The organism is Lysobacter sp. 1R34A, assembly GCF_051217035.1.
In the GTDB taxonomy this organism is placed as follows: Bacteria; Pseudomonadota; Gammaproteobacteria; order Xanthomonadales; family Xanthomonadaceae; genus Lysobacter.
The window spans coordinates 1-10,888 of the sequence record NZ_JBPKJP010000117.1 but is presented as its reverse complement, the minus strand read 5'-3'; the positions used below and the strand labels follow the sequence as shown (position 1 = coordinate 10,888).

Sequence of the window (10,888 nt, the reverse complement as noted above, 5' to 3'; positions counted from 1 at the left end):
GCGCTGGCCGGCACCGCGATGCGTTCGGCCAGGGCGCGCTTGGCCAGGGCGCGCGCGGCGCTGCGCCAGTCGTCGAGGGCCTCCTCGAGACGGTCTTCGTCCTGCGGCCCGTCCTGCAGCAGGTCGGCGAGGCGGCGCGGGCGGCCGTTGCGCAGGCCTTCGCGGGCGGTGCGGCCGGCCTCGGTCAGGCGCCAGGCCCAGGCGTGGGTGTCGGGCAGCGCTTCGCCATGGCGCAACGGGCCGGGCAGGGCGGTCGCCAGGACCTCGCCGAGCGGCGCATGGGTGTAGCGGGCCAGCCACCGCAACGAGTCGAACAGCTCGCCGTGCAGCAGCGGGTCGGCGTCGATCCGGCCCAGGGCGGTCTTGAGCGCGGCCGGGTCGGCTTCGTACTCGGGCGCGCCGGTCTCGGCGACCACCCCGACCAGTTCGCGGCGGCCGAACGGCACCCGTACCCGGTGGCCGACCGCAGTCCCGGCTTCGCCGTCGGCCTGGCCGGCGGGCGGGAGGTAGTCGAACAGCCGCGGCAAGGGCAGCGGCAGGGCGACGCGCCAGACGGTCGCGGGCGGCGGAAAGAGGGCCTCGGGCATGGCGCCAGTCTAGCGACCGCGAACGATCGGCGGCAGCCGAAGGAGTTGCGGGGCATAGCTCGCGGTTACGTGACAATAATCACGTAAGTTGCGGTATACGAAAGGAAAACCCCCTTATCCACACGGGCTGTGGATAAATCTGTGCATGGCGGGTCGGCAGCGAGGCGCGAGAGCGTTGAAATAAGCCCTCGGGTTAGGTTGGTGAAAAAAGTGCCAACGCGGTTATTTGTATATTTATCAAGATCTTAGTCGTGAAACATGGCTGTCATGCGGTTCCCGGCGGCGTCGCCCCGAGGCTTGATGACGTTTCCATTACTGCTGTGCACAACCACTTTTGGCCATAAGCCGCGTCCTGCTTCGCGCTGGCGCGCGTCGGCGGTTTGTCAAGCGGTTTTGCGGGCCGCCAGCCTCGCTATGATGGAGCGTATGGTGAAGTCGTCCCGATGAGTTCCAGACCCCCGGCCGCAGGCCCTTCCGCCCCCCGGCAAAACGCTCCGGCAGCCCTTTCCGCCTTCCTTCGCGGAGTCGAACGGCGCGGCGCAGTGCTGGCCGAATTGCAGGCCGGCGATGCCGCCGCCGGCGACGCCGCGCTGGCCTCGGCGATGGCCGGTTTCCGCCAGGTAGCCGCCGAAGCCCCGCTCAGCGACTGGCCGACCCGGTTCTGGGCGCTGTTGCTGGCCCAGCCCGGCCTGCGCCACCGCACTCCGGTTGCGATCGCGGTCGAGGCTACGGACCGTCTCGCCGACCTCGGCAGTGGCCCGCGCGCCGCGCTGCTGCTGCGCCTGGCCGCCGGGCTCGGCGAGGGCGAAGCCGCCGCGGTGCTCGGCGTCGCCCCGGGGACCTACCGACTGGCCCTGCAACGCGCCCTGCCGCGTCATGCCGACGGCCGCGCCGATCCGCAGGCCTGGCAGCAACTGCGCGAGCAGGTGCACCGCCGGATCAAGACCCTGCCGGCCGAACGCCTGGCCCGGCTGGGCCAGGTCCGCGAGGCGGCCTTGCAGGGCGTGGCGGCAGCGACCGGCCCCGGCGCCCCTGCGAAGGCTGCGCCGCGCCCGCGTCCGCGCTGGCTGTTGCCGGTGCTATGGGGCCTGCTGGCGCTGTGCGCGCTGGCGTTCGCGGCGACCTTCTGGCCGTTCGGCGGGCTGGCCGGCGGCTGGCTTGGCGGTCCCGGCGGGGTGCGGATCAGCGCCCTGCCCGATGCCGCCGCCCCGGCCGAGCGCTACAGCCACGAGGCCGGACTGGTCGCCCACCGCGATTTCGAGCTGCTCGCCGATCCCGCCGGCCAGGCCGCGGCGAACGAGGTCGACTTCCACAGCTGGCTCGCCGCGCGCGACGCCGGCACGATCCCTTCGCTCGCGCCGCCGCCGCTCGATGCCGCGGTCGCGCCGGAAACCCCGGCCGCGGCGCCGGCACCGGGGGCGCAACATCATGAGTCCGAAACCGACGGCCTGGAGAGCAGCGATGCGCCCCAGTGACCGTCACCGTCGCGGGCTCGGCGGCCTGATCCTCGCCGTGGCGGCGGTGTTGGCCCCGGCCGCGGCCTTGCCGCCCGACCTGGGCGAGATCCTGCAGCGACTGCCGCCGCCGGTGCAGGCGCGCTTGCGCGAAAACGGCCAACGCTGGGCCGGCTGGAACCGGGACCAGCGCCGCGACTTCAACCACCGCGCGGCGCAATGGGATGCGTTGAGCGCGCAGCAACGCGGCGAGCGCCGCGAACGCTATCAGGCCTGGCAGGCGCTGAGCGCCGCAGAACGCGCCCAGGTCCAGGCCGCGGCGGCGCGCTACGCCGCACTGCCGCCGGACCAGCAACTGGCCTTGCGCGCGCAGTTCGACGCGCTCGACCGCAGCGAGCGCCGCGGCTGGCTGCTCGGCCCCGCGCTCGGCGCCGATTACCCGGCCCTGCAGCCGTTGCTGGCGCAGATGCCCGAGGGCCAGCATGCGGCGATGCGCGCGGCCTTGCGCGCGATGACGCCGATGCAGCGCAAGGACCTGGCGGTGCTGGTCCAGCGCACCCCGCCGCACGACCGCCAGCGCTTGCGCAGCGGGCTGCTGTCGACCCCGGCGCCGAACCGCGGCGCCTGGCTCAGCGACGAACTGCAGCGCTGAGCGGCGTGACCGCGGTGGCGGCGGCAAACCTTGTTGCATCGGCGGTCGCCGAGGCCTGCCAGCGTCGTTGTCACCTTCCGCGGGGCCTGCGCGCATGATCGTCGAATACCTTCGCTACACCCTCGCGCCCGACGCCTGCGAGGCGTTCGAGCGCGACTACGCGCGCGCCGCCGCCGTGTTGCAGGCTTCGCCCTATTGCCTGGCCTACGAGCTTTCGCGCTGTGTCGACGAGCCGCATCGCTATCTGTTGCGGATCGAGTGGGACAGCGCCGAGGGCCATCTGCAGGGTTTTCGCGGCAGCCCGGAATTCCGCGACTTCCTCGCCGCGATCCGCGGCTACATCGGCGCGATCGAGGAGATGCGGCACTACGCGCCGACGGCGGTGGCGGGCGCCAAAACAACGAGAGGGTGAGCGTCGCGCCGTCGCCATTGGCCGATTGGCGCGGACGCGTCGCCGGTCAGCGCGGCAGCGTGCGCAATACCCGGCGCGAGGCCCTGAAGCGGCCGTCGAAGCGCGCCATGCCGTCAGCGCGCAGCCGCGACGCATGCTCGCGCAGGTAATCCTCGAGGGCGGCCGGGTCGCGCAGGCGGTAGCGCACGCACAGGGCCACGCGGCCGTCGGGCGCCGCGGGCTCCAGGATTTCGTGCAGGTCGGCGCCGAGAAAGCCCGGCAGCGCGCAGATCTCGGCGATGTGCGGACGCAGCCACTGCAGATAGGCCTCGGCGATGGAGGCGTCGAGATCGAGGTCGACCTCGTAGATCGTTTCCCCGCCCGGGCGCCCGCTCACATCCGCACCACGGCGGCCACCATCAGGATCATCGCGGCGAAGGTGAACAACACGAAGTACAGCATGCCGATCACGCTGTAGCGCAGCAGGGTCAGCAGCCAGCCGTTGCCGTACACGCGCTTTTGCATGATCAGCAGATAGATCGGCATCCACGCCCACAGCAGGCCGATGCCGGTTCCGCTGATCCAGCCGAACGCGCTCCAGTGCGGCGTGATGGCGTTGCCGAGCATCATCAGCACGAAGATCGCCAGGATCGACAGGCACAGGTAAACGTGGCTGTACAAGGCGACCGCCAGATGTTCCAGATAGCCGCGGCCCGAGCCCAGGTAGGCGAGTTTCAGCAGCAGGGCGAACAAGGGCACCATCAGGAACAGCGCCGACGGCACCGCGCTGAGCAGCTTGTGGAAATAGCGCCAGGGTTCTTTCTGCAGCAGTTTGAAATTGGCCTCGCCGCGGCCGACCTGCTTGTTGAGCCAGTCGTTGGCGAACTTCGGCCACCAGGTCACGGTCAGCGGATTGGTCTGCGCGTTCCAGGGCTTGCCGTTGAACGACAGCGGGTCGCCGATGTCGTTGCAATCGGCTTCGCCATAGCGGTCGTGATCGGACTCGCGCGTCGCCCGGCCTTCGCTGGCGACGGCGTGAGCGCTTTGCAGCCGGGCGATGCGGCAGCCGGCCTCGGCGTTGATCCGGCGGATGCGGCTGCCCAGTTCGAGCGCCGGGTCCGACTGCGGCGCCAGCTTGGCCAACTCGGCGCGCAGAGGCGCGATGCGCTCGTCGCGCGCGGCTTCGACTTCGGCCAGGGTCTTGGCCGCGGCCAGCGCGTCGACCTGCGGGACCAGCCCCTCGCGCCGGCCTTCGGCCTGCTGCGCGGCGACCTGGGCGCCATCGAGCCCCTGCGCGACCCGCAGCGCATCGATGCGCTTGTCGGCCTGGCGGTTGAGATTCCGGATCGACACCTCGATCGGGTTGCGCGCCTGCGCCGGCACCGCATCGGCGGCGGCCTGCAGCTCGGTCACCGTGCGCGTGCGCAAGGCCTCGACCTCGGCGATGCTCTCGGCCCGCTTGATCGCCTTCTTGCTGTTGCCCAGTCGTACGGTGGCGCCCTGCGCGTCGTCGAACTGGATGAGATTGCTGTTCTCGTCGATGTGGATCGCGAACTGGGCGACGAAGAAGGTCAGCACCGAGACGATCACGAACAGGCGCAGCGGCGCGACGTAGCGCACGCGGTGGCCGCCGATGTAGTTGCGGGCGACCCGCCCCGGAGACAGCAGATCGCGCAAAGTGCGGAAAATGCGCCCGTCCAGGTGCCAGAACGACTCGAACACTTCTTCCAGGGCGTGGCCGGCGTGGCGGATCGGGTTGACCACCGACTGGCTGCAGTGATGACAGTAATGTCCCTGCAACAAGGTCTGGCAGTTCTCACAATGGGTCAGGTCGCCGTGGCCGCGGGCGGTTTGGGATGAAGAGTCGCTCATCTGGAATCGATCAGGCTCCCCGGCCTTCACTTTCGAGCGGGTAAGATAGCCGTCCGCCGCGACCCGGCGCCAGCGCCCTAGACCGGATGCGCGGCCGCAGTCGTGCTGTTGGTCCTCTCCCATGTCCGCGTCATCGCCTTCCCTTTCGCGCGCCGGTCTGGCCGCGGAGATCCGTACCACCGTCGTCCTGGCCGCGCCGCTCGTCGCCGGCCATGTGTCCACCGGCCTGATCGGCTTTGTCGACAACACCCTGGCCGGCCACCACAGCACCACCACCCTGGCCTCGGTCACCATCGGCACCGCCTTGTGGTGGCTGCCGATGATGGTGCCGATCGGCACCCTGCTGTCGGTGCCGCCCTCGGTGTCGCAACTCGAAGGCGCCGGCCGCCGCGGCGAGATCGGCGGCCTGTTCCGCCAGGCCCTGTGGATGGCGGTGCTGCTGAGCGTATTCCTGTTCGCGTTCCTGACCCTGATCCCGCATGCGCTCGCGGCGATGGGGATCGCCGCGGAGATCATTCCCGGCGCGCGCGACTTCCTGCACGGCATCCGCTGGGGCGTGCCGGCGCTGACCCTGTTCTTCTGCATGCGCTATCTCAGCGAGGGCCTGCACTGGACCTTGCCGACGATGCTGCTCAGCGCCGGCGGCCTGCTGGTGCTGCTGCCGCTCGGCTACGTGCTGACCTTCGGCAAGTTCGGCCTGCCGGAAATGGGCGCCGGCGGGCTCGGCATCGCTTCGGCGGCGATGCTGTGGGTGCAGGCGATCGGTTTCTTCCTGGTGCTGCGCAAGGCCAAACGCTTCGCCGACCTGCGCCTGTTCGAGCGTTTCGACCCGCCGCATTGGCCGACCATCCGCGGCCTGCTCGCGACCGGCCTGCCGATCGGCGTGACGGTGCTGATGGAAGGCAGTCTGTTCATCGTCACCGCGCTGTTGATCGGCCGTCTCGGCGAAGTGCCGGCCTCGGCGCACCAGATCGCGATCAATCTGTCGGCGCTGTGCTTCATGGTGCCGATGGGCCTGGCCGAGGCGACCACGGTGCGGGTCGGCCATTCGCTGGGCCGGCGCGACTACCACGGCGTGCGCAACGCCGCGTTCGCCGGCTACGCGATCGTGGTCGGCACCCAGTTGCTCTCGGGGCTGCTGCTGTTGACCGCCAACGACCTGCTGGTGAGCTTCTACACCGCCGACGCCGCAGTCGCGACCCTGGCCGCTTCGCTGCTGCTGTACGCGGCCGCGTTCCAGTTCCCGGACGGCATCCAGGTGCTTTCGGCCGGCGCGTTGCGCGGGCTCAAGGACACTCGCATGCCGATGATCCTGGCGGCGCTGGCCTATTGGGGCGTCGGCATGCCGGTCGGCGCCGGGCTCGGCCTGGGCCTGGGCTGGGGCCCGAAGGGCATGTGGATCGGCCTGATTGCCGGCCTGACCGTGGCCTCGGTACTGCTGTGCACGCGCTTCATGCGCTCCAGCCAACCCGAGCGCCTGGCCCGGCGCATGGCCGAGGAATCGCCGCACGAAGTCGACCCCCGCGAGACCGGCTGCACCCGCGAAGCCTGAACGACAGGGCCGTTAGAAGCCCGTTACCGCTTGAAAAACTGCGTTACGAATGGCGGATGAAACCCGGCGCCGCGCCGGGTTAGTCTGCCCCGGTACACATGGAGCCTGTGCAATGAACGATACCGCCCCGCGTCGCGGCCCCCTGGCCCGTTTCTTCGTCGGCGCCTGGGACACGATGAACTTCACCCGCCGGTTGATCTTCAACCTGGTGTTCTTCGGCTTGTTGTTCGTGTTCCTGATCGCCGTGGTGTTCGGCGGCCGCGCACAGCCCCTGCTCGAACGCACCACCCTGGTGATCGCGCCGGAAGGCAACCTGGTCGAGCAATACAGCACCGACCCGGCCTCGCGCGCCCTCGGCCGCGTGTTCGGCGACAAGGACGAGGAAGTGCAGCTGCGCGACCTGTTGCGCGCGCTGGACGCGGCCAAGGACGACAAGCGCATCGAGCGCGTCGTGCTGCGCCTGGACAAGCTGCAGACCTCGGGCATGGCCTCGATGCGCGAGCTGTCCGCGGCGGTCGCGCGGCTGAAGGCGAGCAAGAAGGAAGTCATCGCCTTCTCCGAGAGCATGGATCAGCGCCAGTACCTGATCGCGGCGCAGGCCAACGAGGTGTTCCTCGACCCGATGGGCGGGCTGCTGCTGGAAGGCCTCGGCCGCTATCGCCAGTACTACCGCGAAGGCCTGCAGGACAAGCTCGGCGTCGACGTGCACCTGTTCCGCGTCGGCGAGTTCAAGTCGGCCGCCGAGCCCTTCATTCTCGACGCGGCCTCGGACGAGTCCAAGACCGCCGACCTGTTCTGGATGAACGACCTGTGGTCGCGCTATCTCGGCGACGTGGCCAAGGCGCGCAAGCTCGATCCGGCCCAGCTCGCCGCCGGCATCGACGAGTTGCCGCAGCGCCTGGCCGCGGTCAAGGGCGACCTCGGCAAGTACGCGGTGCAGCAGAAGCTGGTCGACGGGCTGAAGACGCGCGAGGAAGTCGACACCCTGCTGACCAAGCGCGGCGTGGCCGATGAAGACGCCGAAGGCGGCTTCCGCCAGATCTCGTTCGAGTCCTATGTCGCCGGCCTCGACCGCGTGGTGAATCCGGCCGACACCCGTCCGCAGGTCGCCATCGTCGTCGCCGAAGGCGAAATCTCCGGCGGCGAGCAACCGCCGGGCACGATCGGCGGCGTCTCCACTGCGGCCCTGCTGCGCGAGGCCCGCGACGACGACCACGTCAAGGCGCTGGTGCTGCGGGTGGATTCGCCCGGCGGCGAGGTGTTCGCTTCCGAGCAGATCCGCCGCGAGATCGTCGCCCTGAAGGCCGCCGGCAAGCCGGTGGTGGTGTCGATGGGCGATCTGGCCGCCTCGGGCGGTTACTGGATCTCGATGAACGCCGACAAGATCTACGCCGATCCCTCGACCATCACCGGTTCGATCGGCATCTTCGGCATGATCCCGACCGTGCCGCGCGCGCTGGAGAAGATCGGCGTGCGCACCGACGGCGTCGGCACCACCCGCCTGGCCGGCGCCTTCGACATCACCCGTCCGCTGTCGCCGGAAGTCGGCGCGGTGATCCAGAACGTGATCGACAAGGGCTATGCCGACTTCACCGGCCGCGTCGCCAGCGCGCGCAAGCGCCCGGTCGCCGACATCGACGCGGTCGCGCGCGGCCGGGTCTGGAGCGGTGCGCAGGCCAAGGAGCGCGGTCTGGTCGACGCCCTCGGCGGCCTGCCCGAAGCGATCGCCGACGTCGCCGCCCGCGCCAAGCTCGGCAAGGCCGAGGACTACCGGGTGCGTTACGTCGAGAAGATGCCGACGCCGTTCGAGCGCTTCTTCGCCAGTTTCGCCCAGAGCCGCGCCGGCGCGGCGCTGCTCGGTCAGTCCGATCTCGCCCGTGGTCTGCTCAGCGAGGCGATGCCGCAGGCGGCCGCCGACCTGCGCTTCCTGCAAGGCTCGATCAAGCCGACCGGCGGCGTGCCGATCAAGGCCCTGGCCTACTGCTTCTGCGAGCTCTGAGCGGGCAGGGTTCGTCAGTTCGCAAGACCGGAGCGCAACACCGAACGGGCCGCATCGCGGCCCGTTCGTTTTTGTCCGCGCCCCGGCCTCAGCCGCCGGCGGCCTCGATCGCCGCGCGCTGTTGCTGCGCGGCTTCGTCGACCGCGTGCTCGGTCGACTTGGCCTGCTCGATCGGGCGCTCGATGGCCTCGCGCATCTGCGCGGCCTGCGGCTCGACCGGCCGTTCCTTGTCCGGCGGCTGCGGCTTGGAGCAGGCCGCCAGCGCGCACAGCAGCGCGGCGCTCGCCAGGCAGGCGGTGGCGGTCGGTACGATCCGTTGAGGCGTCATGGCGGGCTCCTGGGTCGGCGAACGCCGTTATGCTACGCCCGTCGCGCAGCCCGCGCGTCGATCCGAGACTGATCTGGAGGACGGCATGGACCCGAAGCGTTGGCGATTGGACGGACAGCTTGCGCTGGTGACCGGCGGCAGCGCCGGCATCGGCCGCGCGATCGCGCGCGAACTGCTCGGTTTCGGCGCCGACGTGCTGCTGGCGGCGCGCGACGCCGCGGCGCTGGAATCGGCGCGCGCCGAGCTGCTCGAGGACTTTCCCGAGCGCGAGGTGCAGGGCTTCGTCGCCGACGTCGCCGACGACGAACAGCGCCGCGAACTGCTCGACTGGGTCGAGGATTTCGGCGAAGGCCTGCACATTCTGGTCAACAACGCCGGCGGCAACCGCAGCAAGCCGACCAACGACTACACCGAGGACGAGTGGCGGCAGATCTTCGAGATCAACCTGTTCTCGGCCTTCGAGCTGTCGCGTTACGCGCATGCGCTGCTGACCCGCCACGCTTCCTCGAGCATCGTCAACATCGGCAGCGTGTCGGGCAACCTGCACGTGCGCACCGGTGCGCCGTACGGCATGAGCAAGGCGGCGATGCACCAGATGACCCGCAACCTCGCGGTCGAATGGGCCGAGGACGGCATCCGCGTCAACGCGGTGGCGCCGTGGTACATCCGCACCCGCCGCACTTCCGACAAGCTCGCCGACCCGGATTATCTCGACGAGGTGCTGCTGCGCACGCCGCTGGGCCGGATCGGCGAAGCCGAGGAAGTCGCCGCCGCGGTCGCTTTCCTGTGCCTGCCGGCGGCGGGCTACATCACCGGCGAATGCATCGCGGTGGACGGCGGGTTCCAGCGCTACGGGTTCTGAGCGCGTGGGCATCCGCGGACCGGCCCCCGACCTGCTGCGTCTTCGGACGTATCCGGCGCCGGCGCATGCGCCGAGGCGAAGCGCGACAGCGGACGTATCGGCTGCGGGCCCGCGTTGCTACTACTGCGTGGATTACGCCGCCGTTGCGTCGTCGGCGCCATGACGCCGCAACGCCCCGCCGCGCGACTTCACGGAGCGGCGGATGCCTTGCCGCAGGTGCTCTCGCCGACGATGCGCTGGATCCGCGCGACTTCGGCGGCGGACGCGTCGCGGCTGTCGCTGCGGCCGAAGCGCAGGGCCGACTCGGCTTCGCGCAGGCGTTGTTTCCAGTTTTCGCACAGCGCTTCGTCGGGCAGGCGCTGGCATTGGTCGTCGACCATCTGGCAGGCCACGCCGGCGCCGGACGCGGAGGTGCCCAGGCCGGTGGTCTGCAGCGTCGCGCAGCGCTGCGGCGGGCGGCCGTCGTCGCTGAGGTAACGGCCGTTGTCGTAGGTGCGGCATTCGAACAATACCGGCGGCGGCAGCCGGTCGCTGTCGGCGATGTTGGATCTGGGCGCGACCGGCTTGGCCGTCGGCGGCCGGCTCACCGACGGCAGCTGCGAGGACACCGGCGGGTGCGGCGGCGGGGCGTTGCCGGATGCGATCGGCGGTACCGGCGAGGTGATGAACAACGGCGGCGCCGCGCTCGACGGCGCCGAATCGATCACCCGCTTTTCCTGGCTGCTGCCTTTCGGGCACGGCGTGTCGTTCTGCACGGTCAACTGGCCGAGCGCGTCGGTGCAGCGGTAGATCACGACCTTGCCCGGTTGGGCGGACACGCCGGCGCAGGCCAGCAACAAGACGGGCAAGCACCACCACACACGCATCAGTAAGCTCCGCAATCGGCGTTCAGGCGCGCATCGATGCCGCGCTGTTCTTGGGTGATCTGGGCGCGCTCGCTCTGCAGCGCGCTGTTGTAGCGGCGGTCGCCTTCGTAGCGGCGGTCGCGCAGGCGGCTGCAGACTTCCTGCTGCGGCAGTTGCTGGCATTCGTCGCGCACCAGCTGGCTGCCGTAGTAGACGCCGTAACCGTAGTCGTAGCCGCCGGAATAATACCCGCCGGAGCGGGCGGTGCCGGCGTAGGCGACGTTGCCGTGGCGCCCGGCGATGGCGATGCGCGCGCCCGGGTCGCCCAGGCGCGGGGTCGGCGCGC

10 protein-coding genes and 2 pseudogenes are annotated in these 10,888 nt (G+C 70.3%); 6 read left to right on the top strand and 6 right to left on the bottom strand.

Features of this window, described 5'->3' with window-relative positions; translation table 11 throughout:
- Positions 1 to 587, bottom strand: a pseudogene (locus ACSAMQ_RS18200) (primosomal protein N'); the annotation flags it as partial.
- Positions 588 to 1,129: 542 nt separating this feature from the next.
- Here ACSAMQ_RS18200 and ACSAMQ_RS18195 point away from each other — a divergent pair.
- From ACSAMQ_RS18195 to ACSAMQ_RS18185, 3 genes are all read left to right on the top strand, one after another.
- Positions 1,130 to 2,062, top strand: a complete 933-nt coding sequence (locus ACSAMQ_RS18195) for a hypothetical protein (RefSeq protein WP_435397013.1) — start codon at positions 1,130 to 1,132, stop codon at positions 2,060 to 2,062.
- Positions 2,049 to 2,693 (top strand): DUF3106 domain-containing protein, encoded by a 645-nt coding sequence (locus ACSAMQ_RS18190; RefSeq protein ID WP_435397012.1) that lies wholly within the window; start codon positions 2,049 to 2,051, stop codon positions 2,691 to 2,693. Before ACSAMQ_RS18195 ends, ACSAMQ_RS18190 begins: the two co-directional genes overlap by 14 nt.
- Before the next feature lie 94 nt (positions 2,694 to 2,787).
- The gene (locus tag ACSAMQ_RS18185; protein ID WP_435397011.1) at positions 2,788 to 3,105 is read left to right on the top strand and encodes an antibiotic biosynthesis monooxygenase family protein; all 318 of its coding nucleotides are present in this window, start codon (positions 2,788 to 2,790) and stop codon (positions 3,103 to 3,105) included.
- Positions 3,106 to 3,151: 46 nt separating this feature from the next.
- Here the strand turns inward: ACSAMQ_RS18185 and ACSAMQ_RS18180 are convergent, their stop codons facing one another.
- The gene (locus ACSAMQ_RS18180) at positions 3,152 to 3,481 is read right to left on the bottom strand and encodes a DUF4286 family protein (protein ID WP_435397010.1); all 330 of its coding nucleotides are present in this window, start codon (positions 3,479 to 3,481) and stop codon (positions 3,152 to 3,154) included.
- Positions 3,478 to 4,956 carry a DUF3667 domain-containing protein gene (locus ACSAMQ_RS18175; RefSeq protein ID WP_435397009.1) on the bottom strand — a complete coding sequence of 493 codons (1,479 nt, stop codon included), beginning with the start codon at positions 4,954 to 4,956 and terminating at the stop codon, positions 3,478 to 3,480. The genes ACSAMQ_RS18180 and ACSAMQ_RS18175 overlap by 4 nt, the downstream gene beginning before the upstream one ends.
- A gap of 121 nt (positions 4,957 to 5,077) precedes the next feature.
- On the opposite strand from ACSAMQ_RS18175, the gene ACSAMQ_RS18170 reads away from it, so the two are divergent.
- Both ACSAMQ_RS18170 and sppA read left to right on the top strand, forming a co-directional pair.
- Positions 5,078 to 6,508: an MATE family efflux transporter gene (locus tag ACSAMQ_RS18170; RefSeq protein ID WP_435397008.1), complete on the top strand. Its 1,431-nt coding sequence runs from the start codon at positions 5,078 to 5,080 to the stop codon at positions 6,506 to 6,508.
- 112 nt (positions 6,509 to 6,620) lie between these two features.
- A complete protein-coding gene (gene sppA, locus ACSAMQ_RS18165; protein WP_435397007.1) occupies positions 6,621 to 8,507 on the top strand; it encodes a signal peptide peptidase SppA in 1,887 nt (628 codons plus the stop codon).
- 88 nt (positions 8,508 to 8,595) lie between these two features.
- Here the strand turns inward: sppA and ACSAMQ_RS18160 are convergent, their stop codons facing one another.
- Positions 8,596 to 8,835, bottom strand: coding sequence for a hypothetical protein (locus ACSAMQ_RS18160; protein WP_435397006.1), 240 nt, complete (start codon positions 8,833 to 8,835; stop codon positions 8,596 to 8,598).
- Between the two features lie 85 nt (positions 8,836 to 8,920).
- Here ACSAMQ_RS18160 and ACSAMQ_RS18155 point away from each other — a divergent pair, with 85 nt between their 5' ends.
- Positions 8,921 to 9,697, top strand: a complete 777-nt coding sequence (locus ACSAMQ_RS18155) for an SDR family oxidoreductase (protein WP_031372121.1) — start codon at positions 8,921 to 8,923, stop codon at positions 9,695 to 9,697.
- Positions 9,698 to 9,885: 188 nt separating this feature from the next.
- Here the strand turns inward: ACSAMQ_RS18155 and ACSAMQ_RS18150 are convergent, their stop codons facing one another.
- Together ACSAMQ_RS18150 and ACSAMQ_RS18145 are read right to left on the bottom strand one after the other, a co-directional pair.
- Positions 9,886 to 10,563 (bottom strand): DUF4124 domain-containing protein, encoded by a 678-nt coding sequence (locus ACSAMQ_RS18150; protein ID WP_435397005.1) that lies wholly within the window; start codon positions 10,561 to 10,563, stop codon positions 9,886 to 9,888.
- Positions 10,563 to 10,888, bottom strand: a pseudogene (locus ACSAMQ_RS18145) (DUF4124 domain-containing protein); the annotation flags it as partial. The gene ACSAMQ_RS18150 and the pseudogene ACSAMQ_RS18145, both read right to left, overlap by 1 nt.

Coding starts and splice junctions, on each gene's coding strand:
- ACSAMQ_RS18190 (WP_435397012.1), top strand. CDS start 2,049: ATGCGCCCCAGTGACCGTCACCGTCGCGGGCTCGGCGGCCTGATCCTC.
- ACSAMQ_RS18185 (WP_435397011.1), top strand. CDS start 2,788: ATGATCGTCGAATACCTTCGCTACACCCTCGCGCCCGACGCCTGCGAG.
- ACSAMQ_RS18175 (WP_435397009.1), bottom strand. CDS start 4,956: ATGAGCGACTCTTCATCCCAAACCGCCCGCGGCCACGGCGACCTGACC.
- ACSAMQ_RS18170 (WP_435397008.1), top strand. CDS start 5,078: ATGTCCGCGTCATCGCCTTCCCTTTCGCGCGCCGGTCTGGCCGCGGAG.
- sppA (WP_435397007.1), top strand. CDS start 6,621: ATGAACGATACCGCCCCGCGTCGCGGCCCCCTGGCCCGTTTCTTCGTC.
- ACSAMQ_RS18160 (WP_435397006.1), bottom strand. CDS start 8,835: ATGACGCCTCAACGGATCGTACCGACCGCCACCGCCTGCCTGGCGAGC.
- ACSAMQ_RS18155 (WP_031372121.1), top strand. CDS start 8,921: ATGGACCCGAAGCGTTGGCGATTGGACGGACAGCTTGCGCTGGTGACC.
- ACSAMQ_RS18150 (WP_435397005.1), bottom strand. CDS start 10,563: ATGCGTGTGTGGTGGTGCTTGCCCGTCTTGTTGCTGGCCTGCGCCGGC.